The sequence below is a fragment of the Antribacter soli genome (genome assembly GCF_021568775.1).
Classification (GTDB): Bacteria; Actinomycetota; Actinomycetes; order Actinomycetales; family Cellulomonadaceae; genus Antribacter; species Antribacter soli.
Window position 1 is genome coordinate 1 of sequence record NZ_JAKGSG010000007.1, and the last position, 23,545, is coordinate 23,545.

The 23,545-nt window shown below is 73.3% G+C and carries 20 protein-coding genes and 2 tRNA genes; 12 read left to right on the plus strand and 10 right to left on the minus strand.

Going from position 1 to position 23,545, the window contains the following annotated elements; genetic code table 11:
• Positions 1 to 107: 107 nt before the first annotated feature.
• The 4 genes from ettA to L1785_RS01920 form a co-directional block, all read right to left on the minus strand.
• Positions 108 to 1,790: an energy-dependent translational throttle protein EttA gene (gene ettA, locus L1785_RS01905; protein ID WP_236087442.1), complete on the minus strand. Its 1,683-nt coding sequence runs from the start codon at positions 1,788 to 1,790 to the stop codon at positions 108 to 110.
• A 128-nt stretch (positions 1,791 to 1,918) separates the two neighbouring features.
• Positions 1,919 to 2,464 carry a single-stranded DNA-binding protein gene (locus L1785_RS01910; protein ID WP_236087443.1) on the minus strand — a complete coding sequence of 182 codons (546 nt, stop codon included), beginning with the start codon at positions 2,462 to 2,464 and terminating at the stop codon, positions 1,919 to 1,921.
• A 55-nt stretch (positions 2,465 to 2,519) separates the two neighbouring features.
• Complete coding sequence (locus tag L1785_RS01915; RefSeq protein ID WP_236087444.1) at positions 2,520 to 4,100, minus strand: GTP-binding protein; 1,581 nt, start codon at positions 4,098 to 4,100, stop codon at positions 2,520 to 2,522.
• The gene (locus L1785_RS01920) at positions 4,097 to 5,839 is read right to left on the minus strand and encodes a GTPase (RefSeq protein ID WP_236087445.1); all 1,743 of its coding nucleotides are present in this window, start codon (positions 5,837 to 5,839) and stop codon (positions 4,097 to 4,099) included. Before L1785_RS01920 ends, L1785_RS01915 begins: the two co-directional genes overlap by 4 nt.
• 129 nt (positions 5,840 to 5,968) lie before the next feature.
• Between L1785_RS01920 and L1785_RS01925 the strand changes: the two genes are divergently transcribed.
• Positions 5,969 to 6,044, plus strand: a tRNA-Arg gene (locus tag L1785_RS01925).
• A gap of 44 nt (positions 6,045 to 6,088) precedes the next feature.
• On the opposite strand, the gene L1785_RS01930 is transcribed toward L1785_RS01925, so the two are convergent.
• On the minus strand, positions 6,089 to 6,379 hold the full coding sequence (locus L1785_RS01930; RefSeq protein WP_236087446.1) for a hypothetical protein: 291 nt from the start codon (positions 6,377 to 6,379) through the stop codon (positions 6,089 to 6,091).
• A gap of 440 nt (positions 6,380 to 6,819) precedes the next feature.
• On the opposite strand from L1785_RS01930, the gene L1785_RS01935 reads away from it, so the two are divergent.
• From L1785_RS01935 to L1785_RS01980, 10 genes are all read left to right on the plus strand, one after another.
• Entirely contained in the window at positions 6,820 to 8,037 is a 1,218-nt protein-coding gene (locus L1785_RS01935; RefSeq protein WP_236087447.1) for a toxic anion resistance protein, read from the plus strand.
• A gap of 16 nt (positions 8,038 to 8,053) precedes the next feature.
• Entirely contained in the window at positions 8,054 to 8,644 is a 591-nt protein-coding gene (locus tag L1785_RS01940; protein WP_236087448.1) for a hypothetical protein, read from the plus strand.
• A gap of 82 nt (positions 8,645 to 8,726) precedes the next feature.
• Complete coding sequence (locus L1785_RS01945) at positions 8,727 to 10,412, plus strand: AAA family ATPase (protein ID WP_236087449.1); 1,686 nt, start codon at positions 8,727 to 8,729, stop codon at positions 10,410 to 10,412.
• On the plus strand, positions 10,409 to 11,776 hold the full coding sequence (locus tag L1785_RS01950) for a GlnX family signal transduction membrane protein (RefSeq protein ID WP_236087450.1): 1,368 nt from the start codon (positions 10,409 to 10,411) through the stop codon (positions 11,774 to 11,776). Before L1785_RS01945 ends, L1785_RS01950 begins: the two co-directional genes overlap by 4 nt.
• On the plus strand, positions 11,773 to 12,810 hold the full coding sequence (locus L1785_RS01955) for a glutamate ABC transporter substrate-binding protein (protein WP_236087451.1): 1,038 nt from the start codon (positions 11,773 to 11,775) through the stop codon (positions 12,808 to 12,810). Before L1785_RS01950 ends, L1785_RS01955 begins: the two co-directional genes overlap by 4 nt.
• Positions 12,807 to 13,949, plus strand: coding sequence for a coiled-coil domain-containing protein (locus tag L1785_RS01960; RefSeq protein WP_236087452.1), 1,143 nt, complete (start codon positions 12,807 to 12,809; stop codon positions 13,947 to 13,949). The genes L1785_RS01955 and L1785_RS01960 overlap by 4 nt, the downstream gene beginning before the upstream one ends.
• Positions 13,946 to 16,414 (plus strand): serine/threonine-protein kinase, encoded by a 2,469-nt coding sequence (locus L1785_RS01965; protein ID WP_236087453.1) that lies wholly within the window; start codon positions 13,946 to 13,948, stop codon positions 16,412 to 16,414. Before L1785_RS01960 ends, L1785_RS01965 begins: the two co-directional genes overlap by 4 nt.
• Positions 16,411 to 17,613 (plus strand): PP2C family protein-serine/threonine phosphatase, encoded by a 1,203-nt coding sequence (locus L1785_RS01970; protein WP_236087454.1) that lies wholly within the window; start codon positions 16,411 to 16,413, stop codon positions 17,611 to 17,613. Before L1785_RS01965 ends, L1785_RS01970 begins: the two co-directional genes overlap by 4 nt.
• Positions 17,614 to 17,658: 45 nt before the next feature.
• Entirely contained in the window at positions 17,659 to 18,951 is a 1,293-nt protein-coding gene (locus L1785_RS01975) for a VWA domain-containing protein (RefSeq protein WP_236087455.1), read from the plus strand.
• Entirely contained in the window at positions 18,948 to 19,904 is a 957-nt protein-coding gene (locus L1785_RS01980; protein ID WP_236087456.1) for an FHA domain-containing protein, read from the plus strand. Before L1785_RS01975 ends, L1785_RS01980 begins: the two co-directional genes overlap by 4 nt.
• A gap of 50 nt (positions 19,905 to 19,954) precedes the next feature.
• On the opposite strand, the gene L1785_RS01985 is transcribed toward L1785_RS01980, so the two are convergent.
• The 3 genes from L1785_RS01985 to L1785_RS01995 all read right to left on the minus strand — a co-directional run bounded on the left by L1785_RS01985 (position 19,955) and on the right by L1785_RS01995 (position 21,019).
• Positions 19,955 to 20,030 (minus strand) — tRNA-His (locus L1785_RS01985).
• A gap of 69 nt (positions 20,031 to 20,099) precedes the next feature.
• Positions 20,100 to 20,738 (minus strand): oligoribonuclease, encoded by a 639-nt coding sequence (orn, locus tag L1785_RS01990; RefSeq protein ID WP_236087457.1) that lies wholly within the window; start codon positions 20,736 to 20,738, stop codon positions 20,100 to 20,102.
• Positions 20,739 to 20,842: 104 nt separating this feature from the next.
• Complete coding sequence (locus L1785_RS01995) at positions 20,843 to 21,019, minus strand: hypothetical protein (RefSeq protein WP_236087458.1); 177 nt, start codon at positions 21,017 to 21,019, stop codon at positions 20,843 to 20,845.
• A gap of 345 nt (positions 21,020 to 21,364) precedes the next feature.
• Here L1785_RS01995 and L1785_RS02000 point away from each other — a divergent pair, with 345 nt between their 5' ends.
• Complete coding sequence (locus tag L1785_RS02000; protein ID WP_236087459.1) at positions 21,365 to 21,748, plus strand: VOC family protein; 384 nt, start codon at positions 21,365 to 21,367, stop codon at positions 21,746 to 21,748.
• Between the two features lie 202 nt (positions 21,749 to 21,950).
• Here the strand turns inward: L1785_RS02000 and L1785_RS02005 are convergent, their stop codons facing one another.
• Together L1785_RS02005 and L1785_RS02010 are read right to left on the minus strand one after the other, a co-directional pair.
• On the minus strand, positions 21,951 to 22,136 hold the full coding sequence (locus L1785_RS02005) for a hypothetical protein (RefSeq protein ID WP_236087460.1): 186 nt from the start codon (positions 22,134 to 22,136) through the stop codon (positions 21,951 to 21,953).
• Between the two features lie 479 nt (positions 22,137 to 22,615).
• Positions 22,616 to 23,527, minus strand: a complete 912-nt coding sequence (locus tag L1785_RS02010; protein ID WP_236087461.1) for an ATP-grasp domain-containing protein — start codon at positions 23,525 to 23,527, stop codon at positions 22,616 to 22,618.
• Positions 23,528 to 23,545 lie beyond the last annotated feature (18 nt).

Consider the following 23,545-nt stretch of genomic DNA (forward strand, 5'->3'; position numbering starts at 1 on the left):
CATCCCCCCCCCCCCCCCCCCCCCCCCCCCCCCCCCCCCCCCCGCCCGGGGGGGGGGGGGGGCGGCGGGCGCCCCCCCCCGCCACAGCGTGCGCAGAACGCGACGGGTCAGTCGCGCGTGAGCTTGCGGTACGTCACGCGGTGCGGACGGGCAGCGTCGGCGCCCAGGCGCTCGACCTTGTTCTCCTCGTAGGACTCGAAGTTGCCCTCGAACCAGTACCAGTTCGCCGGGTTCTCCTCGTTGCCCTCGTAGGCGAGGATGTGCGTCGCGACACGGTCGAGGAACCACCGGTCGTGGGAGACCACGACGGCGCAGCCCGGGAACTCGAGCAGCGCGTTCTCCAGGGAGCCGAGGGTCTCGACGTCGAGGTCGTTGGTGGGCTCGTCGAGCAGGAGCAGGTTGCCGCCCTGCTTGAGGGTCAGCGCCAGGTTGAGGCGGTTGCGCTCACCACCGGACAGCACGCCCGCCGGCTTCTGCTGGTCCGGACCCTTGAAGCCGAACGAGGCGACGTACGCACGCGACGGGATCTCGACGTTGCCGACCTTGATGAAGTCGAGGCCGTCGGACACGACCTCCCACAGCGTCTTCTTCGGGTCGATGCCGCCGCGCGACTGGTCCACGTAGGAGATCGAGACCGTCTCGCCGACCTTCAGCACGCCGCCGTCGAGCGGCTCCATGCCGACGATCGTCTTGAACAGGGTCGTCTTGCCGACGCCGTTCGGGCCGATGACACCCACGATGCCGTTGCGCGGCAGCGTGAACGAGAGCCCGTCGATGAGCTGCCGCTCGCCGAAGCCCTTCTGCAGGTCGTCGGCCTCGAGCACCAGGCTGCCCAGGCGCGGACCGGCCGGGATCTGGATCTCCTCGAAGTCGAGCTTCCTCGTGCGCTCCGCCTCGGCGGCCATCTCCTCGTACCGCGCGAGGCGGGCCTTGGACTTGGTCTGACGGCCCTTGGCGTTGGACCGCACCCACTCCAGCTCGTCCTTGAGGCGCTTGGCGAGCTTGGCGTCCTTCTTGCCCTGGACCTGCAGGCGCTCGCCCTTCTTCTCCAGGTAGGTGGAGTAGTTGCCCTCGTACGGGTAGAGGCGGCCACGGTCGACCTCGCAGATCCACTCGGCGACGTGGTCGAGGAAGTACCGGTCGTGGGTGACGGCCAGGATGGCGCCGGGGTAGCTCGACAGGTGCTGCTCGAGCCACAGCACGGACTCGGCGTCCAGGTGGTTCGTGGGCTCGTCGAGCAGCAGCAGGTCGGGCTTCTCGAGGAGCAGCTTGCAGAGCGCGACGCGGCGGCGCTCACCACCGGACAGGTTCGTGACGTCCGCGTCCGGCGGCGGGCAGCGCAGGGCGTCCATCGCCTGCTCGAGCTGGGAGTCGAGGTCCCACGCGTCCGCCGCGTCGATGGCCTCCTGGAGGGTGCCCATCTCGGCGAGGAGGGTGTCGAAGTCGGCGTCCGGTTCCGCCATCAGCGCGGAGATCTCGTTGAACCGGTCGAGCTTGCCCTTGATCTCGGCGACGGCCTCCTCGACGTTGCCGAGGACCGTCTTCTCCTCGTTCAGCGGCGGCTCCTGCAGCAGGATGCCGACCGAGTAGCCCGGCGACAGGCGTGCCTCGCCGTTGGACGGCTGGTCCAGGCCCGCCATGATCTTCAGGATCGTCGACTTACCGGCGCCGTTGGGACCGACGACGCCGATCTTCGCGCCGGGCAGGAAGTTCAGCGACACGTCGTCGAGGATGACCTTGTCGCCGTGCGCCTTGCGCGCCTTGTACATGGAGTAGATGAACTCAGCCACTGCCTGTGATCCACCGTTCGCTGGGGAGAGATCGGATTCGCCCGCCGCGCCCCGGGAGGGGGCGCTGCCCCCGGCCGGGAACCGGCCCCGGGGTGCGCGCCGCCGCGGCGCGGCGGGCCTGCCCAAGCCTACGCGGTCACCAGAGCCCCTCGCCCGACGCCGGACGGGTCGCCCGCGTCGTCCTGGTCACCCGTGCCGTTCGCCCCGAGGCCGTCGGCGGGCATGCTCCACGGGTCCTCGCCGCCCTCGCTCGGGCCCGGGGCCGCGGCGAGGCCGTCGCCCGGGGCGCCGTCGGGCACCGCGGTCGTGGTGATCACGCGCGTGAAGCGCGCGACGCCGCGCGTGACGTCCGGACCGACCGACACCGCCGACACCACCAGAGACGTGTGCGTCTTGTGGTCGGTGCCTTCCCACTCCTCGACGCCGAGGCGGCCGTGCACCGACACCGGGTCCCCCTTGGCCAGCGACTCGACCACGTTCCGCGCCGCGGTGTTCCACGCCTTGACCGTGAACCACAGCGTGGGCCCGTCGGACCACTCTCCCATGGCGCGGTTCACCACGCGCCGCGTGCTGCCCACGCGGAACGAGGTCCACTCGGCCCCCGTCGCCTCCGACCGGTACAGCAGCGGCTTGGTCCCCACGTAGCCGTTCACGGTCACCATCACGTCGCTCATCGCGCCCCCTCCGGGTCCGGGGCCGGCCCTCGCGGCCGGTCGCCCGGACCCAGCATCAGGCCCGGACGGCGCGGGCGTCCGGCAGCCTGATCATGCCTGGGGACGGAGCCCCGATCTGGGACCCTGTGGTCGGGCTCGGAGCGAGCTCCAGCCGTACGGCGGGGCTGTCGTCGCGCGCGGCCTGTGCGAGCTCGCGCACCTCACGGTGCTCGTCGAGGAGCCGCTGCGTCGGCTCGCCGAGGGTTCTCACGAGCACCCGCTCGAGCGCCCCCCGCCCCGATGCGACGACCGCCTGCTCGCGCCGCCGGGCGAGCGTCCGGCGCACCTGGACCAGCGCCAGGAGCAGGATGATCCCGACGAGGGCCGCCAGCAGGGCGACCACGCCGAGCACCGTCGTCCACACCTGGTCGACCGCCAGCAGGCCGGTCGCCGCGAGGACCGTCGCCACGCCCATCACGACCGCCACGCCTGCTGCCGCGAAGGCCGTGCGCCGCATCGCCTTCGCCGAGGACGGACCGCTCGTGTCGAGCGTGATCCCCCGCAGCGCGGCCACGACGGACGCCCCGATCGTCTCCGCGCTCGCCACGGACTCCGCGAGCGACCGCTGCCAGCCGGGCCGCAGAGCGTCCCCCGCGCCGGTGAGCCAGCGCGCCCGGGACAGCGCGATCGCGTCCGGGTCCGGGGCGGGGAACTCCGGCCTGCCGTAGCCGTTGCGCACAGCCGCGGCCACCTGCCGCGCCACCGCCTCCAAGCCTGCCGCCTGAGCCAGCGCGTCGATCTCGCGGTCGAGCACGGCGTCCGTGTGCCACGGGACCTCGGCGGGCGTCTCGTCGAGCAGCAGGAGGGCCGCCGACTCGATCTCCCCCGCGGCCCGCCCGGCCGCGACCGACCGCCGGGCCACCACCTTCTCCAGCAACCCGCGGAGCTCGTCCAGGCCCGCACCGGTCCGGGCCGACACCGGCGCGACCGGAACCCCGTCGAGCCCGTCCTCGCGCAGCAGCCGCTTCACGTCGTTCACGAGGGTCTCGCGCTGGCCCACCGGCACCGTGTCCATCTGGTTCAGCGCCACCACCATCGACGCCTCCAGGCCCACCGACTCGCGCAGGTAGCCGGAGTGCAGGGCGTCGTCGGCGTACTTCTGCGGGTCCACCACCCAGACCAGGAGGTCGACCAGCGGCAGCACCTTGTTCACGATGTCTCGGTGGCCGGGCTCCACCGAGTCGTGGTCGGGCAGGTCGAGCAGCACCAGACCCGCCAGCCCGTCCTCGTCCGCGGCGTCCAGCTCGCCGGCCCGGGTGATGCGCCGCTCGCGCTCCACCCCGAGCCAGTCCAGCAGCGCGGCGGCGTCGTCGCTCCACGCGCAGGCGGTGACCTTCGCCGTCGTCGGCCGCTTGACGCCCACGTCCGCGAAGGTGAGGCGGGAGATCTTGTTGAACATGCTCGACTTGCCCGAGCCGGTGCCGCCCGCGAGCGCCACCACCGTGTGGTCGACGCCGAGCGCCAGGCGTTCGCGGACGCTCGCCACCGCGGTCGCGATCCTGCCGAAGACGTTGTCGTCGAGCCGGGACCCGGAGACCTCGAGCGCCCGGGCAAGGTCCTCCGTGCGAACGCGCAGGACGGCGTCCTGGCTCGTCATGTCAGCCTCCTGAGCTCAGCGAGCCGAACGCGCAGCGCTGCGGCCGCGTCGTCGGCAAGGGCGGGGACCACAAGGGCACTCTGGACAGAACGGGCTTCTTCCGCAACCGCAGCGGCGGCGCGGTCCGCAAGATCACCCCTGAGCTCGGCGACCGCGTCGGTCGCCACCTCGCCCAGGACCCTGTCGAGCAGGCGTTCGGCGTCGTCGTTGCCGACGGCCGCGGCCAGGACGAGCGCGACCAGGCCGCCGTCGCCGAACGCGCGGCGCGCGCCCTCCGCGCGCACCCTGGCCTCCCGGTCGGAGATCTCGAGATGCCCGGGCTGCCCGACACCGGACGGGTCGCCTCCCTCGTCCGCGTCGCCCGTTCCCGCCGGTGCCGGTTCACCGAGATGCGCGACGACGTCGTCCGCCGCCCGCGCCCAGGCGCCGACCGAACCCTTCGCCCACACCTCGCGCTGTGCGGCGCGGTCCTTGCCGGTAGGCGCGACGGACGTGCCCCCCGGCGGCGCGCCGGGCCCCGCGAGGACGGCCCGCAGCCGCTCCTCCGCCCGCGCGGCCGCGGCCACGAGCGAGCGGACGGCGGCCTCCTCCACCTCGGAGCGCAGGCCCTCCAGCGCCTTCTCCCGGGCGTGCCCGGCGCGCCGCGAGCTGCGCGCCACGCCGTCCCGGACGACGACGCGCTCCAGGCCGGCTGTACTGGCGAGCTCGAACCAGCGGGCCGCGACGGACGCCCCACCCGCGGTGCCGGCCAGGATCGTCCGGCGAGCCGCCGCGGCGGCGTCCGGCACGACGACGCCGACCGTGTGCCGCAGCTCGCGCGCGGCGTCGCCCTGCTCCTCGACCGCGTCCGCCAGGCCCGTGACCCACTCGGGCAGCGCGCCGAGCGCGCCCTTGAGCGTGCGCAGGATGACGGTGCGCGAGCGGTCCGGTCCGGCGAGCAAGGACAGCCAGCGCAGGACGGGCGTGATGACCGTCGCGTCGAGCAGGCCCTCGTGGGGGCCGACGTCCGGCACGACGAACAGCGGCGCGTCCGTCATGCCGTGCTCCCGCAGGCGCGCCAGCAGGTCCGCGCGGATCGTCGGCAGGTTCTCCTTCGGCACCCGGTTGAGGATCATCGCGACGCTCGCGCCGCGCTCCTTCGCGCGGCCCAGGGCCTCCCAGGGCGTGGCGTCGCCGTACCGGGCGGCCGTGGTGACGAAGAGCCACAGGTCCGCCGCCTCGAGGAGCTGGTGGGCCGTGCTGCGATTCTCCGACAGGAACGAGTCGAGGTCCGGGGCGTCCAGCAGCGCCGTGCCGCGCGGCACGCCCTGGTGGTGCACCACGCGCGCCAGGTCCGTGGCAGGCCCGGGCTTGAGCACCTCGACGTCGCGCGGGTGCACGGCCAGGACCGGTTCGCGCGTCGTCGGGCGCAGCACACCCGCCGGCGACAGCTCCTCGCCCAGCAACGAGTTGAACAGCGTGGACTTGCCGGCCCCCGTGGAGCCCGCGAGGACCACCATGGCAGGGCTCGACAGCTCGCCCAGCCGGGGCAGCAGGTGCTCGTCGAGCTGGGCGAGGAGGCGGCTTCGAGAGGCGTCCGCCTCGGTCGCTCCGTCGATCGGCAGGGGCAGGGTCGCGGCGGCGACGTCGCGCCTCAGGTCCCGCACGACGTCGTGGACGGTGAAGCCGAGCTGGTCGGCCACGTCCGGGTCCACGCCTCCGCGGCGGCCGAGGACGGCAGAACGTGTTCCCAGGGTCACGGGAGTCATCCTGATAGGTCGCAGTGCGTATGCCAACTGCGACGCACCAGATGTCGCGGATGTTCCGCGTGTCGAACACCACGCGAAGATGTCCGAACCGGCACGCCCTGTCGTTACGATGGGGGACGCGCCCCGATAGCTCAATGGATAGAGCAACGGCCTTCTAATCCGTAGGTTGCAGGTTCGAGTCCTGCTCGGGGCACCATCACCATGCTCTGACCTGCGCCCGGAGTCTCGTCGTCGGCGCACCTAGCCCAACGCCACGCCGCGCCCGCTCGGCTTCCGGAAGGCGACCTGGTCGTAGAACAGCCACGAACCGTAGACCCGTACGGGATACCCCGAGAGCTCCAGCTTCAGCGTTCCGTTGGTGTCCGACACGCTCCAGACGAGCGCCCCGTCGTGCGGCGCGGTGTCGATGTAGTGGGTGTCGTCGCCAGGCAGCACGATGCGCAGGACCTCAGCACCGTCCTCCACGAACTCGCTCACGTCGACCTCGACAAGCCGCACCGAGTTCCCCACCAGGTAGTGCTTGCTCGCCATCACCACTCCCTCGTCTACCGCTCGCCGGTGCGTGCGGGTGTCCATCGAACGTATCGGCGATCGACGACATCGACCCGTCGAGGAACATCCCCGCGGCGCCCCCTGCCGCCGGCGATGGTCTGGTCCGCTTCGAGAACGCCATCAGGTATCGCTCCGATCGCGGTGGCGATACCTGATGGCGTTCTCGAGGCGGACTCCGGGCGGCCCTGCCGGCGGCCCAGCCGGCGGACTCCGGGCGGCCCTGCAAACCGGCCCTGCAACCCGCCCCGCGAACCCCGCCGGGCGACCACGACGTCGTCGGGCACCTTTCCCCATACCTGTGCGTTGAGCAGCCGTGACGGTGCCGCGGGTGCCTCCTGGAGCGGGTGAAGACCCGGTCCTGAGAGGGGCTCCGCGGCTATACTCGCGGCACGATCGGCCGCATGACCGGAGGATCACCGATGACCGAGGCAGCACCCGCACCGCTCGAGCCGCCCGCACCGCCTCTGGTGCTCACCGCGCCCGAGCCCGCCAAGCCCGTCACGGCGACGCAGGCGCCGGCCATGGCCCCGAAGGTGGACGCGGCGGTCGCCCCGGCACTGGACAAGAAGGTCGCCACCTACCTGGACGGCCTCCTCGGGAGCGACACGCGGTCCCCGGAGTTCGCGGCACGCGCGGACGACGTGCGCACGATGGGCGACCAGGACATCCGCCAGGCGGCAGATTCGTCGAACCGCCTCCTGCAGACGCCGGTCAAGGCCCTCAAGGAGGGCGGCCTCGCGGACGGCTCCAAGGTCGGCAAGACGCTGCTCGAGCTGCGCCGCACCGTGGAGGACCTGGACCCGAGCGAGGCGAACGTCGGCAAGAAGCTGCTCGGCTTCATCCCGTTCGGCGACCAGATCCAGGACTACTTCCGCCGCTACGAGTCTGCCCAGTCGCAGCTCAACGCCATCATCCAGGCCCTCTACAACGGCCAGGACGAGCTGCGCAAGGACAACGCCGCGCTGAACCTGGAGAAGCAGAACCTCTGGGACACGATGGCCCGGCTCAACCAGTACATCTACGTGGCGGAGCGGCTCGACGCCCAGCTCGCCGCGAAGATCGCCGAGCTCCAGATCGCCGACCCGGACCGCGCGAAGGCCCTGTCCGAGGACGTCCTGTTCTACATCCGCCAGAAGCACCAGGACCTGCTCACGCAGCTCGCGGTGTCGATCCAGGGCTACCTCGCGATCGACATCATCATCAAGAACAACCTGGAGCTCGTGAAGGGCGTCGACCGCGCCACCACCACGACGGTCTCCGCGCTGCGCACGGCCGTGATCGTGGCGCAGGCGCTCGCGAACCAGAGGCTCGTGCTCGACCAGATCAGCGCGCTCAACACGACCACGTCGAACATGATCGCGGCGACGTCGAAGATGCTGGCCGACCAGTCGGCGCGCATCCAGGAGCAGGCCGCGAGCTCGACGGTGGGCCTGCCGCAGCTCCAGCAGGCGTTCGCCAACATCTACGCCACGATGGACTCCATCAGCGACTTCAAGACCCGCGCGCTCGACTCGATGGCCGAGACGATCGGGGTGCTGCAGACCGAGACCGCCAAGTCCCAGGAGTACCTGGACCGGGCGCGGCGGTCGAGCACCGACGGCGTCGCGAGCGGCTCGCTCGACCTGAACCAGCTCTGAGGGGGCTCGCTCACGCATGGGGTGGCTGGAAGACTTCTTCGGACGGCTGTCCGGCACCGAGCAGCCGGTTCGCACCACACCGGTCACGGGGGTCCCGCTGCCGCCGACGACGGACGACCTGCTGGCCGCCGTCGACGCCGTCGAGGCGCGCGTGGCTGCCGCGGTCCCGACCGTGATCGCCGCGCGCGTGCACCGCGTGGCAGCGGTGGTGCACGAGATGGCGCCGCGCCTCGACCGGCTCGGTGCCGGTTCGCAGCAGGCGCACACGGTCGTGGCGACGGCGACGAGCTACCTGCCGGAGGCCGTCAACAACTACGCGCGCCTGCCGCGGGAGTTCGCGAACACGCGCCCCGTCAACGGCGCCAAGCCGGCGCTCTACGTGCTGTGCGACCAGCTCGACCTGCTCACCCACGTCCTGGGGCAGATCTCGGACGCGGTCTCCCGGCAGGACGCCGTGGCGCTGGTGGCGCACGGCGTGTTCCTGCAGGAGAAGTTCGGCCAGTCGGGGCTCGCGCTGCCGGAGCTGCCGACGCCGCCACAGCCGGGGGCCGAGCCGGGGCCGGGGCCGGGGACCGGGGCCCTGGAGCCGCCGGAGCCGACGCCGTGAACGGGCCGCGCACCCAGGTTCGGCAGTCCGTCACCAGATCGGTCCCTCAAGGTGCCGCGGAGAGCCGAACGGGGGTGCTCCCATGAGCACGGCCGAGCTCGCCTCCGCGCTCGCCGCCCTCACCTCGACCGGCGGCTCGGCCGGCGTGGGAGCCGAGGCGGCGCGCGCCGAGGGCGAGCGGCTCGCCGCCGCGGTCGCGGAGTCGTCGCCCCGCGCACCGCAGGCGTGGCTCGAGGCGACCGGCCGGCCGTACGGCAACGACGTGGCGGCGACCCTGCAACCGTTCTTCGACGCGGCCCAGCAGGGCCGCCGCTGGCGTTCTTCGCCGACGGCGTTGCTCGCCGGGCTGGTGGCGGCCGGCTCGCCGCACGCCGGGGCGTACGCCGAGGCGCTGGCGCGCGTCGCGGACGCGGCGGCGGAGATCGGCGAGCCGAGCATCAGCGCGGTGGCCGCGGCGGCGGGTGCGGCGGCGGTCTACCGCGGCGCGGTCGCGGGCCGGGGCGCTGCGGCGTCGCGTCCTGCCGGCCCGACGGCGCCCCCGGCCCCCGCCGACCTCGACCTCGGCCGCCTCACCGGCACCCGGCTCCCGCCCGGGGTCCCCTCGGTGTCCGACATCCTCGACCAGCTCCGCACCGGCTCCGCCGGCACGGGCCCCACGACGCCCGGCGCCGCCACGGGCGACGGCGAGGCGACGGCGGGAGGCGCGCGACCGGCGTCGGGCAGCGGAGGCTCTGCCGTGCCCGGGGAAGCGCCGGAGCCGGCGCGGTCGCTCGAGGAGCTGCTCGCCGAGCTGGACGGGCTCGTGGGCCTGACGCGCGTCAAGGACGAGATCCGCCGGCAGACGGAGCTGCTGCGGATCGAGCGCCTGCGCACCGAGGCCGGGCTGACGAGGCCGACCCTGACCCGTCACCTCGTGTTCGTGGGCAACCCGGGCACGGGCAAGACGACGGTCGCGCGGCTCGTCGCGGGCATCTACCGCGCGCTCGGGCTGCTGGAGAAGGGCCACCTGGTCGAGGTGGACCGGTCCGAGCTGGTCGCGGGCTACCTGGGGCAGACGGCGACGAAGACCACGGAGGTGGTCGGCCGGGCGCTCGGCGGCGTGCTCTTCATCGACGAGGCCTACGCGCTCGCCGAGGACCAGTACGGCAAGGAAGCCGTGGACACCCTGGTCAAGGACATGGAGGACCACCGCGACGACCTCGTCGTGGTCGTCGCGGGCTACCCGCTGCCGATGGCGCGGTTCATCACGACGAACCCGGGCCTCGAGTCGCGCTTCGCGAAGACGATCGTGTTCGACGACTACTCGGACGGCGAGCTGCGGCAGATCTTCGAGGACCTGGCGCGCAGGGCGGACTTCGAGCCGCTGCCCGGGACGCTGGAGCGGTTCGAGCACCTCGTCGCCGAGCAGCCGCGCGGCGAGGGCTTCGGCAACGGGCGATGGGCGCGCAACATGCTCGACGCGGCCGTCGCGCGGCACGCGTGGCGCCTGCGCCACGTCGCCGCGCCGACGGTGGACCAGCTGAGGCAGCTGCTGCCCGAGGACCTGACGGACGTCGTGGACATCTCGTCCGACGCCGACCCCGTTCCCGGGCCGGTTCCCGAGCCGGTGCCGGGGCCCGTGTCGGTGGCCCCGGGTAGCGTTCCGGACCTCACGAACGAGCAGAGCACGAGCGTGACCACCAGCGAGAACAAGAGCGAGACGATGAGCGAGCGGAGCCCGAGCCGGCCGGCCGGCAGCCCGATGATCGAGGACGAGGAGTCCGCATGACAATCACGACGTCGTCGCCGGGGCAGGCAGCCCCGGCCTCGCCGTACGGGATCACGTCCGGGGCACGGGGCGTCCGGCGGCGACTGGGCGACTCTCCCGGGCGGCTGGCGCTCGCGTCCGTCGTCGCGGTGGTCGCAAGCCTCGGCCTCGGCACGCTGGGCTTCGTGGCCGGCCTCGGCCAGGCGGGCGCGCTCGACGACGTCCGGGCGGACGCCGCACAGCTCGTGGGCACGCAGGAGCTCCGCAACGATCTCGTCTCGGCGGACGCGACGGCGACGAACGCGTTCCTCGTGGGTGGCCTGGAGCCGGCCGAGGCGCGAGAGCGCTACGAGACGGACCTGACCGCCGCCGCGGGAGCGGTGCCACGGCTCGCGGCGAGCTCCACGGCCGAGACCGACGAGCTGGCGACGGTCTCCGACTCGATCCAGCAGTACGCGGGCCTGGTCGAGTCGGCCCGCGCCAACAACCGGCAGGGCTTCCCTGTCGGCGCGGCCTACCTGGACCAGGCGTCCACGACGCTGCGCTCCGACACGCTGCCCATGCTCGACACTGTCGCCGCCGCGTCGGCGCAGCGCGTGACCGACGGACAGTCCTCGGTGGCGTTCACGCAGGCGCTGCTCGCCCTCGTCTGGCTGGGCGTCATCGTGCTGGTCGGCGTGCAGGTGTGGCTGGCTCGCCGCACGCACCGCGTGCTCAACACCGGGCTCGCACTCGGCACCGTGGCCGCGCTGGTCGGCGCCGTGGTCGTCAGCGCAGCCGTGGTGGGCGGCAACGGCGTCGCCCGTGCCGTCAACGACGGCCCGTACGGCGCCGTCGTGACGTCCTCGCAGGCCCTCGCCCAGGCGACGGACGCCAAGTCCATGGAGAGCTTCACGCTCATCAAGCGCGGCTCCGGGCAGGCGTTCGAGAACCGGTTCGTGGCCTGCACGGACACGTCGGCCCTGACCGCGGAGCAGCTCGCGGACGAGGCGTTCGCGGAAGCGCTGACCGTGTGCCCGCTTCCCGCCGCCCAGATCCTGGGCGAGGCGGTCTCGGCAGGTCAGCTCGGCGATGGCTCGTCCTCGCTGCTCACCCAGTGGGTCGAGGCCCACCGCAGCATCCGCGCGCTCGACGACGCGGGCAGCTGGGAGGAGGCGGTCGCGGCAGCGACGGCCACCGGCGAGGGCACGGCCGCCGCGGCGTTCGACGCGTTCGCCCAGCAGGCCCGCGACGACATCACGGCGGCCGGGCAGGACGTCGACGACCGGCTCGGGTCGGCCTCCGGGACTTCGACCGCGGCGGCGTGGATCGCGCTCGTCACCGGGCTGCTCGCGGCGGTGCTCGCCGCTACCGGCGTCAACGTGCGACTGAAGGAGTACCGATGAGGGGCACCATCGCCACCCGCCGCGCGCTCGGACTGGCGCTCGCGGCGGCACTGCTCGCAGGCACGGCAGCGTGCGCCCCGTCCTCGCAGGTCCCGGCCGGGGTCGCCGCGATCCGGCTGCAGGCCGATACCGCTGCGCAGGCCGAGACGGCGGCCGGCACGGAGGTAGCGGCGGGGGGTAATGCCATCGGCGCGGTGGCCACGGCCACGGCCTGCGACGACGGGAGCGACCCGCTGGCCTCCTATGCGCCCGAGGGCGCGCTGCCGTCACCCGGCGCCCTGCCCGCCGGCAGCACCATGGCGGCGATCCGCGACAGCGGGGCGCTGAGGGTCGGAGTCTCCGCGGACACGCTGCTCATGGGCTCCCGCAACCCGCTCTCGGGCAGCATGGAGGGCTTCGACGTGGACGTCGCGCACGCGGTGTCGGCGGCGATCTTCGGTGACCCGAACCGCATCCAGTACCGCGTGATCACGTCCGGCCAGCGCCTGGACGTGCTGACCAACGGTGAGGTCGACATGGTGGTGCGCACGTTCACCATCAACTGCGACCGGTGGAAGGAGATCGCCTTCTCGGCCGAGTACTTCCACTCGGGCCAGAAGGTGCTCGTCCCGCTCGACTCCACGGCGACGGGCGTGGCGGACCTCGAGGGCAAGCGGGTCTGCGCCCCGGTGGGCACCACCACGTTCGACCGGCTGTCGCAGTGGGAGGGCATCGAGCCCGTCGCCGCGGCGACGCACACCGGCTGCCTCGTGCTGTTCCAGCAGGGCGAGGTCGACGCGATCACGGGCGACGACACCGTGCTGGCCGGCTTCGCCGCACAGGACCCGTACGCCAAGGTGGTCGGCGCGGCGATCAGCGACGAGCCGTACGGCGTCGGCATCCCCGCGGACAAGGTCGACATGGTGCGATTCGTCAACGGCGTCCTCGAGAACATGAAGGCGGACGGCACGTGGACAAGCAGCTACAACACGTGGCTCGGCGTCCTGGGCAGCGCGCCCGCCCCACCCACCCCCGTGTACGGACGCACACCATGACCGAGGCCGCCGCGGCACGGCCGGGCGGGCTGCCGGGAGGGCAGGCGGGCACGCTGGCGGCGCCGCACGCTCCAGGCAGCCTGGGCGTGGCGGCCGAGCCGCGCGCCCTGCTGACCTACCTCACCGACCTGGAGGCGTGGCTCGACGCGCGCCGGGCGGAGCTGGACCGGCTCGACGCGGCCGCACGCCAGGCCGCGGACCCCTCGGTGTTCACCGCCGACGTGGTGCTCGCGCTCACCCTCTGGCAGGCCGTGCGCACGCGCACGGACGACCTGGTGCGGACGTGGGACTCGGGCCGAGCAGGCACGGTCGAGCGGGAGCGGATGTCGCAGCTGATCTGGGGCCGCCTCGGCGGCGACCCGGCGACGTCGCTCCTCTCGCTGGTCGAGGCGGCGCGGCTGTGCGACGCCCTCGCCGGGCAGCTCGCCGCCCGCCTCTCCTACGACCCGCACGCCGCAGACGTCACCGCACGCCTCCGGACGGTCGCCGCAGGGCTCGTCCGGGCGGAGGACGCCGCCCGCGGCGACGACGTCGCGCGGGTCTCACGCCTGCGCGAGCGGTTCGGCCGCGTGCGTACGGACGCGGCGCGCGGCGCCGACGTCGGCGGCCCGCTCGGTGAGCTCGAGACGGAGGTCGCCCGCACGGAGCGCGACCTGATCGTCGCGAGTTCCCGACGACGGTCGCTGGCCCGGGACCGTGAGCGCGCCGTGAAGCTGCGCGAGACGCTGGCGCAGCGCGCCCCCGTGCTCGCCGGCGTGGCCGACCGGTGCCGCCGCGAGATCGCGGACCCGCCGCGCCGCGCCATCCCCGACGTCACACGCCTCGGCGAGGTCCCGGACGACCGCGACGCGCTCGTTGCCTACGTGGAGCGCCTGGGCGCCGTGGAGCGCGCCATGGAGGCCTGCGAGGACGCCTACACCGGCCCGCTGCGCGAGCGCGCCGAGCTGCGCTTCCGGCTCAAGGGCCTGCTCACCAAGGCGGCCGGCAACGGCCGCGACCGCTCCCCCACCGTCACGGCCGGCGAGGCCGAGGCGCGCGAGGCCCTGGAGACCGTCCCGTGCCACCTCGCGCTCGCCCGCCACTTCGTCGACCAGCTCGAGGTCCTCGTCCGCGACCTCCCGTCGAGAGGAACACGATGACCACCCAGGCCTGCGCCGAGCCCGGCTGCACGGGCACGATCGAGGACGGCTACTGCAACGTCTGCGGCACGCCCGCAGCGCCGTCGGGCGGCGGCGCCACGGTGCGTTCCGCAGCCGCCACGCCTGCGGGGGTCGCGGCGGAGGCTGCCGCGCCGGTGCCGACCTCGGTGGAGGGCGGTCCGTGTGCGCAGCCCGGCTGCACCGGCACCATCGAGGACGGCTACTGCAACGTGTGCGGCACGCCCGCAGGGCCGTCGGGCGGTACGACGTCGGGCGCAACCACCCAGAACGGCACCTCGGGTCTGGGCACCTCGGGACTTGGCACCGCGGGCCTGGGCACCGCGGCGCTCTCGCCGATGGGCGAGGCCGCGACGGGCCGCACGAGCTCGGCGCGCCTCGCGACGTCGGCGCTCGGCTCGGCCCGCACGAAGGGATCCGGCACGCGCGCCACCCGCCGCGTCGGCACGGGCTCGACCCGCCTGCGCGGGCACCGCCTGGGCGCCGGTCTGACGACGGTGCCGCCGGCCCCGGTCACCGACCCGTTGCAAGCCGTCATGCCGACCCCGGAGCTCGCGGAGGGCAAGCGGTACTGCCCCACCTGCGGCGAGCCCGTGGGCCGCTCGCGCGACGGCGTCCCGGGGCGGACCGCGGGATTCTGCGCGCACTGCGGCAGCCGGTACGACTTCACGCCGACGCTGAACCCCGGCGACCTGGTCGGCGGGCAGTACGAGGTGGTGGGCTGCCTGGCCCACGGTGGCCTCGGCTGGATCTACCTGGCGCGGGACCGCAACGTCAACGGCCGCTGGGTGGTCCTCAAGGGCCTGCTCAACGCGGGCGACAAGGACGCCTACGAGGCGGCGGTGGCGGAGCGCCAGTTCCTGGCCGAGGTGGAGCACCCGCTCATCGTCGAGATCTACAACTTCGCGCTTCACGAGGGCGCCGGCTACACCGTTATGGAGTACGTCGGCGGCCGGTCGCTGAAGCAGCTGCTGCAGGCGCGGCGCGAGTCCAACAACGGCGTCAACGACCCGTTCCCGGTGGACCAGGCAGTCGCGTACATGCTCGAGGTCCTCCCGGCGTTCTCGTACCTGCACGACCACGACCTGCTGTACTGCGACTTCAAGCCGGACAACATCATCGCTCAGGGCGACGGCGTGAAGCTGATCGACCTGGGCGGCGTGCGCCGTGCGGACGACCTGACGTCGGCGATCTTCGGCACCGCCGGGTACCAGGCGCCGGAGGTCCCGGAGGTCGGTCCGTCGGTCGCCTCCGACATCTACACGCTGGGCCGCACGCTCGCGTCGCTCGTCCTGGACTTCCGCGGCAACACGACGACCTACGTCGCGTCGCTGCCGCCGGTGGCGGAGACCCCCGTCTTCCAGAAGTACGACTCGCTCTACCGGTGGCTCGCCAAGGCGTGCGCCCCCGAGCCGGCGGACCGGTTCGCCACGGTCGACGAGGCGCGCGGCCAGCTCCTGGGCGTGCTGCGCGAGGTGGTCGCCACCGACGCGGGCCCGGACCACTCGGCGACGACGTCGGCGGCGTCCGTGCTGTTCGAGCCGCCGCTCGCCGACGAGGCCGACCACCCCCTCGCCTGGGAGCAGCTCCCGTCGCTCAGGATCGACCCGGCAGACCCGATGGCGAGCTGGCTCGCCGGCGTGAACGTCGCCGACCCTGCCGCCCGGGTCGCGGCGCTCGCCCGGGCACCCGAGCACACCGTCGAGGTGCGTCTGGCGACGGCACGCGCGGCGATCGAGGCGGGGGACGACGCCCGCCTGCAGCTCGAGGTTGCGGCCATCCTGGAGGAGGACCCGTGGGAGTGGCGGGCGGCCTGGATGGAGGGCCTGCACCTGCTCGCCAGTGGTGACGCGACGTCGGCCCGCGCCTCGTTCAACGCCGTGTACGGCCAGGTGCCGGGCGAGCTCGCGCCGAAGCTCGCGCTCGCAACGGCCTGCGAGCTGTCGGGCGAGCCTGGGATCGCCGAGCAGCTCTACGTGATCTGCGCCCGCTCGGACGCCAACTACATCGGCCCGGCCGCGTTCGGCCTGGCCCGCGTCCGCAGCGCGCGCGGCGACCACGACGGCGCACTGACCGCGCTGGACCTGGTCGGGCCCACCCGCAGGTCGTACGGCGACGCGCGTCTGCAGCGCGCCCGCATGCTCGTCGGCTCGGGCCGCGGCCTGGAGGCGCTGGCCGACGCGGTCTCCGGCCTCGACGGCGCGCCGGTCCCCGACCGGCCGCGGACCGAGGTGACGGTCGACGCGCTGTCGGCCGCGCTCGACGTCGTGGTCGAAAAGGGCGCCCGGCCCGGCCTGCGCCTCGCAGGGGCGGAGGCGACCGAGCCCGCCCTGCGGGACGGGCTCGAGGCCGCGCTGCGCGACCTCGCCCGGCTCACCGACGACCGCGGCGAGCGCATCGCGCTCGTGGACCGGGCAAACTCCGTCAGGCGCTGGACCCTGCGATGACAGAAGAGAGCACCGACATGACCACCGAGGCCGCCGCGGTAGTGACGTGCCCCAGCTGCGGCGAGGTTGCCGCACCCCGGGCACGATACTGCGAGGCCTGCGGCACCAGCCTCGCTCCTGCGTCCGACGGCGTCCCGGCCGTCCTGGGCGGCACGGGCGTCCCAGGCGTCCCGGCCGGCCCTGCCGAACCCGTGGGCGCGGTGCTGGACCTCGACCCTGACTCCGGGGAGGTGCCCGCGGCGCGGCCCTGCGCCGCGTGCGGCGGCCGCGTCGCCGAGGACGGCTACTGCGAGGAGTGCGGTACGCCGGCCGCCTTGGAGCGCGACCACTTCGAGGAGCAGCCCGCCCCCTGGGTCGCCGGGGTCTGCGACCGCGGCGTGCGGCACGTGCGCAACGAGGACGCGATGGCGCTGGCCGCACCGGAGGACGCCGGGCGCCGGTTCGCCGTGCTCGTGGTGTGCGACGGCGTGTCGAGCGCGCCGGACTCCGACATCGCGTCGCTCGCCGCGTCCCGCGCGGCCCGGGACGTGCTCGCCGGCTACGGGCCGGCCGGCGATCGTTCCGTCGAGGGCACGGTGACACAGCGCATCGCCGGCTGGACCGACGCGCTCGTGGCCTCGTCACGGGCGGCCGGGCAGGCCGTCGTCGAGGCGGCGGAGCAGATCGCGGCCGAGCAGATCGCGGCCGAGCAGATCGCGGCCGAGGCCGGCGGCGACCCGGTGCGGGAACCGCCGTCGTGCACGTTCGCGACGGCAGTCGTCGACGGGGACCTCGTCGTCGCCGGCTGGATCGGCGACTCCCGCGTCTACTGGCTCGCCGACTCGGGGCACGCGGAGCAGCTCAGCGTCGACGACTCGTGGGCGCAGGAGATGATCGCCGCCGGCGTCCCGCGCACGCAGGCCGAGAACGCCCCGCAAGCGCACGCCATCACGCGCTGGCTCGGCCCCGACGCCCCCGACTCGGACGCGCACTGCGCCGCGACCGTGCCCGCCGGTGCCGGCTGGTTGCTCGTCTGCTCGGACGGCCTGTGGAACTACTGCTCGGCCGCCGACGACATGTTCGACCTGGTGACGCGCTTCGCCGGCGAGTCCGACGGCGACCCGCTCGCCACGTCGGCAGCCCTCGTCCGCTGGGCGAACGACCAGGGCGGTCGCGACAACATCACCGCGGCCCTCGCCCGGCTCGCGCCGCTCGGCTGAACCACTTTCGATAGCCTGCAAGCACACGACCCGAAGGAGCCCCCCGTGGCCGATTTCACCGCCGAGGTCTTCCAGAACGAGTTCCTCTCCGACGGCGCCACCGACGTGCACGCGATCGTGTCCGTGACCTGCACGGGCGCGGGGACCGCGGGCGGGCCCGGGACGGCGAGCGACGGCTCCACGGCGGAGATCATCATCGTCGACACGTCCGGGTCGATGCAGGGCCGCAACATGGAGTCGGCGAAGCACGCCGCCGCCGTCGCCGTCGACCAGATCGCCGACGGCACCTGGTTCGCGATCGTCGGCGGCTCGCACGTCGCGACCCGCGTGTTCCCCTACCCCAACGCGCGCGTCGCCATGGTGATGATGGAGCCGGGCGCCCGCGAGGAGGCAAAGCGCGCGATCTCGCACATGGAGCCGGGTGGCGGCACCGCGATCTCCACGTGGCTGTACCTCGCGGACGAGCTGTTCGCGACCGTTCCCCAGGCGGCCCAGAAGCACGCGATCCTGCTCACCGACGGCAAGAACGAGTCGGAGGCCACGGTCGCCCTCGACCGCGTGATCCAGAAGGTCACGGGCCACTTCCAGTGCGACGCGCGCGGGGTCGGCGACCGCTGGGTCGTCGAGGAGCTGCGCAAGATCTCGACGGCCCTGCTCGGCACCGTCGACCTCATCGCCCGGCCGGAGGACATCGCCGCCGACTTTGCGTCGCTGGTGGAGAAGTCGATGTCGCGGGGCGTGTCCGCCGCCGACCTGCGGGTCTGGGCCCCGCAGGGCTCGCAGGTGCTGTTCGTACGCCAGGTCGCGCCCACCGTGGAGGACCTCACGTCCCGCCGTTCCGAGGTCAACCCGCTCACCGGCGCCTACCCGACCGGCGCGTGGGGCGACGAGTCCCGTGACTACCACGTGGCCGTCCGCGTCCCGTCGAAGCCCGTGGGCTCCGAGCAGCTCGCCGCCCGCGTGCAGCTGGCCCTGGGCACCGAGGTCGTGGCGTCCGCCCTGGTCAAGGCCAAGTGGTCCGACGACCACTCGCTCACCACCCGGATCAGCCCGGAGGTCGCGCACTACACGGGCCAGGCCGAGCTCGCGTCCGTCATCCAGGAGGGCCTCGCAGCCAAGGCGGCCGGGGACGAGGCCACGGCGACGGTCAAGCTCGGGCGCGCCGTCCAGCTCGCCGCCGAGACCGGCAACGAGGAGGCCACGTCGCGCCTGCGCAAGATCGTCGAGGTCGAGAACGAGGAAGAGGGCACCGTGCGGCTCAAGCGCCACACGGCGAAGCTCGACGAGATGGCGCTCGACACGGCGTCGACCAAGACCACCCGCGTGAGGAAGGCATGAGCGTCATCTGCCCCGAGGGGCACACCAGCACCTCGACGGACTACTGCGACGTCTGTGGCGCGCCCATCCCGGCGTCGGCCGTGACGACGACGGGCGGATCGAGCGGTCCGGTCGGCGGTCCGACGCCGGCGGCGTCGACGGGTGGCGGCGCCCCGGGCGGGTCGGGCGGCCCCGTGACGTGCCCGAGCTGCGGCGAGCTCTCGCCCGCCGGCTCCCTGTTCTGCGAGAACTGCGGCTATGACTTCACGACCGGCACCCCGGTCGTGCCGGCCGCCCCGGCGTCCTCGCTCGATCTGGGCGACCTCGGCCGGCCGGGCGGCTCGGGGGGCGGCGTGACCGGTACCGCAGGGGGCGCGATCGGCGGACCCGTCCACGCGCCCGGTGCGCCTGCCGACCCCGCGCAGGCCTCTCCCGTGAGCGGACAGGTCGTCATCAGCCCGCCGCCCGCGCACGGCCCCGCCTCAGCTGCGGCGGCAGGCGGGGGTGAGCAGCCGACGTCGGGCACCACGGCGGAGGCCGGCGGCCTCGCGGCGCCGCCCGTGCCCGGACCAGACGCCTGGGTGGCAGAGATCTGGGTGGACCCCGACTGGTACCTGGCGCAGGAACCCGAGGACCCGATGCCGTCTCCCGGGCTGCCCGGCCTCGTGACGCTGCGGCAGCGCAGCCTGCTCGTGGGGCGGCCGTCACAGTCGCGCGGCATCCACCCGGACATCGACTGCGGTGCGGACTCGGGCGTCTCCCGGCGGCACTGCCAGCTCTCGACCGACGGCCAGCGGTGGTGGGTGGAGGACCTGCAGTCGGCGAACGGGACGTTCGTCGCCACGGCCGGCGACCCCATCCCGACCACGCCGATCACGCCCGGCCAGCGCCGGGAGGTCGGCGACGGCGACCGCGTCTACCTGGGCGGCTGGACCCGCGTGGTGATCCGCAAGGCGCTCCCGGGCGAGGCCTGACCCCGGGGGAAACGAAAAGCCCCCTCGCTGCTGCGAGGGGGCCTTCTTCGTGGGGTGAGTGACGGGACTTGAACCCGCGGCCACCTGGACCACAACCAGGTGCTCTACCAACTGAGCTACACCCACCATCGGCCGGATCGTGAAGACCTCGGCCGTCGAAAAGTGTACATGGTCGCGGGCCTGGTGCGGACCCGATTACGAGTGCGCTGCCCGCTTCGTGACGGAGGTCTCCTTGACCCGCTCCGCCGCGGCCCGCGCCGTCGCCGAGTCCGGGCCGGGCTGCGCGGGGAAGAGCGTCTCGCGGTAGTACCGCAGCTCGTCGATGCTCTCGAGGATGTCGGCCAGGGCGCGGTGCCCGCCGTCCTTCTTCGGTGATGCGAAGTACACACGCGGGTACCAGCGGCGCGCGAGCTCCTTGATGGAGGACACGTCGATCACGCGGTAGTGCAGGTGCTCGGTGAGGGCCGGCATGTTCAGCTCGAGGAACATCTTGTCCGTGCCGACCGAGTTGCCGGCGAGCGGCGCCTTGCGCGGCTCCGGGACCCACTCGCGCACGTACTCCAGGACGCGCTCCTCGGCCTCCTGGAGCGTCAGTCCGGTGGGGAGCTCCTCGAGCAGGCCGGACGTGGTGTGCATCGCGCGCACGAAGTCGTTCATCTGCTCGAGGGCCGCGGCGGGCGGGGCGATCAGGACGTCGACCCCGTCACCGAGGACGTTCAGCTCGGAGTCGGTGACCACGGCGGCGACCTCGACCAGCGCGTCGGCGCGCGTGTCCAGGCCGGTCATCTCGCAGTCGATCCACACGATGCGGTCGTTGGGGTTCGATGGGCTCACGGCGCTCAGCCTAAGCGGTGGGATGGGGCTGTAGGGGGAACGGCCGGGCCCGGGGCCAGCACCTGGGTCTCAGGTGCGGCGGCCCCGGGCTCGTGCGGTTCGCGTCAGGCGCGCCCGTGCGCGGCGGGGCGAACCGCCGGGAACAGGCGGCGGACGACGCGGGCGGCGGCCCGACGGCTCCGGGCGCCCTCCTGCTCGGCCTCGCGGACGTCGAGGAGGTGCTGGGTCCGGGCGATTTCGTACGAGATCTCGGCGTGCATGGTGTGCGCTGCGTCCTTCATGAGGTCGATCGGCTGGGTGTCGCCGACCTGGGGTGGCTCGCGCGGTCGCGCGCGCCTGACGTATGTTTCCGTCGTGTTACACGGTCTCAGATTTCCGGCATGGTGCGCAACGTGACGTCGCGCACGTTTGTCCGGTTTGGCACCGTCTGGGGGGCGACGGCGGGCCGCCCGGCCTCACGCCGCTCCGCGTGTCCGAGTTCCGCGCCCAATGAGTCCCCAGCTCTCATTCCGGACGTAAAACGTCCGGAATCGGTTCTACGGTGGCTCCGATGACAGGTACGTGATCAGCCCCCGCGTGGCCATGAGGCTCAACGCCGACCTGACCACCAGACGAGAGGTACGCGCATGGAATCTCGGACGCAGGGCATGTGGTGGGGCACCGCCATCGAAGCACCCGACCCCGGTGCACTGGCGGCGTTCTACTCCCAGCTGCTCGGCTGGCCCATCGGCCACGAGGAGCCCGGTACGGCCATCCTCGCCGCGCCGGAAGGGTCCATCTACGTCGTGTTCCAGCAGGCGAGCGGATACCGGCCGCCGGTGTGGCCGCCCGTCACGGGCGAGCAGCGCCCGATGATGCACTTCGACTTCCAGGTCGGAGACCTCGACTCGGCGGTCGGCGAGGCTGTCGCGCTCGGGGCGACGGTGTCTGAACACCAACCGCAGGAGCACGTCCGGGTGCTCTTCGACCCTGCTGGGCACCCGTTCTGCCTCTGCCGCGACGACGGCTAGGACTACGTCACGGACTACTTCACGCGGGATCCGGCTCCGCTGCCCGTGGTCCCGAAGCCGAGCCCCAGACCCGTCCGGCGAGCACGACGAAGGGCCTCGGCGCGACGGGCTGCTCCGTGGAGCGGCCCGGGCGCCGAGGCCCTTCTGTGCTCTCGCCCCAGGTCCGGGACGCCTCCGGGCGGCGCCGGAGCAGCGAGCGGTGTCATGCGACGTGCGGGGTCAGGCTCGCAGCCGCCCGCCGGCCGGCTTCCCGGCCCGCAGTGCGCGGCGCGCGCTTTGCCTTGGCACGCTGCTCCTCCCGGAGCCGGGCTCGGCGGTGCTGCTCGGCCTCGCGCAGGCGCTCGCGATGCATGAGCATCGCCAGCTCGTAATCGGTGAAGGTGTGCACGTGAGTGCCTCTCGTGACGTCGGACTCCTGGGTCTGGCCGGACCCTCCACCGCCCGGCAAGGACCGGACGGACGTCACCGCGGTGTGGTCCGACTCTCGCAGGTTTCGCTCGCGTTACGCACGGCATTTTCCGGTCGGCAGATCCGGCGCTGCTGTGGGCAGAAAGAGAGACCCCCGCTGGGGTACGGCGTCACCGACGCCGGCACTGCCCTCGTTGAGTGCTGGGTATTCGTCGTGGCGCGCGCCCCGAGCTCAACAGATACCCAGCACTCAACGAGAGGCCGTCAGTCTCCGGCTCAGGCGATGTTGTTGTTGATCGCCCGAGCCTGCGGCTCCGCTCCGGGCGCGTGCCTCGTTCCTCAGCCCCCACCCTGCGCTGCACCTCCGGCTCAGGCGATGTTGTTGATCGCCCGAGCCTGCGGCTCCGCTCCGGGCGCGTGCCTCGTTCCTCAGCCCCCACCCTGCGCTGCACCTCCGGCTCAGGCCAGGCGCGTCACGATCGCGTCCGCGAGACGGCCTGCGGCGTCGGCGGCGCCCGAGTGCTGCAGCCACAGCGACGGCTCGGTGAGCTCGAGCTCGATCACCATGGGCGTGCCGTCGTCGCGGGTGACGAGGTCGACGCGGGCGTAGAGCAGCGGCTCGGCGGCGCCGAGCTCCTTCGTCGCGGCCTCGAGCGCGCGACGAGCGACGTCGATCTGCGCCGGCTCGGCCTCGAACGGCGTCATCTTCTCCTCCTGGTACAGGCCCTGCGTGGGTCGCGAGGGGCCGGTGAGGAGGGCGTTCTTGCGCACCGCGTGCACGAGCTCGCCGTCGACGAACACGAGGCAGGTCTCCCCCGCGGTGTCGACGCTCGTGACGTAGGGCTGGATCATGGCCCAGCGACCGCTCTCCAGCAGGTCGTTCGCGTGCTTGATCGCGAGCGCTCGCGACTGCGCGGAGACAGGCTGGTAGCGGCCGGTGTCCATGGCCCCGGCGCTGACGACAGGCTTGACGACGAAGTCGCCGAACGCGGGCATGCGGGTGTGGATCGCACGCTTGGACAGGTGCCGCTCGGGGTCGAGCCAGATCGTCGGGATGACCGGCACCCCGGCCTGCTCCAGGACCATGAGGTAGCGCTTGTCGGTGTTCCAGCGGATCACGTCGGCGCTGTTCAGCAGGCGCGGCACGGACTCGGCCCAGGCGACGAACTCGTCCCGGCGCGGCGAGTAGTCCCAGGTGGAGCGCACGATCACCAGGTCGTAGGCCGCCCAGTCGACCCCCGGCGTGTCCCACACGACCGGCTCGGCCGTGATGCCGCGCTGCGCGAGCGCCGCGATGAGAGGGCGGTCGTCCGCGTCGAGGTCGGGCAGGACGGAGCACGTGGCGAGGCCTACGCGGGCGTTGGAGGTCACGGAGGCAGACTATCGGCG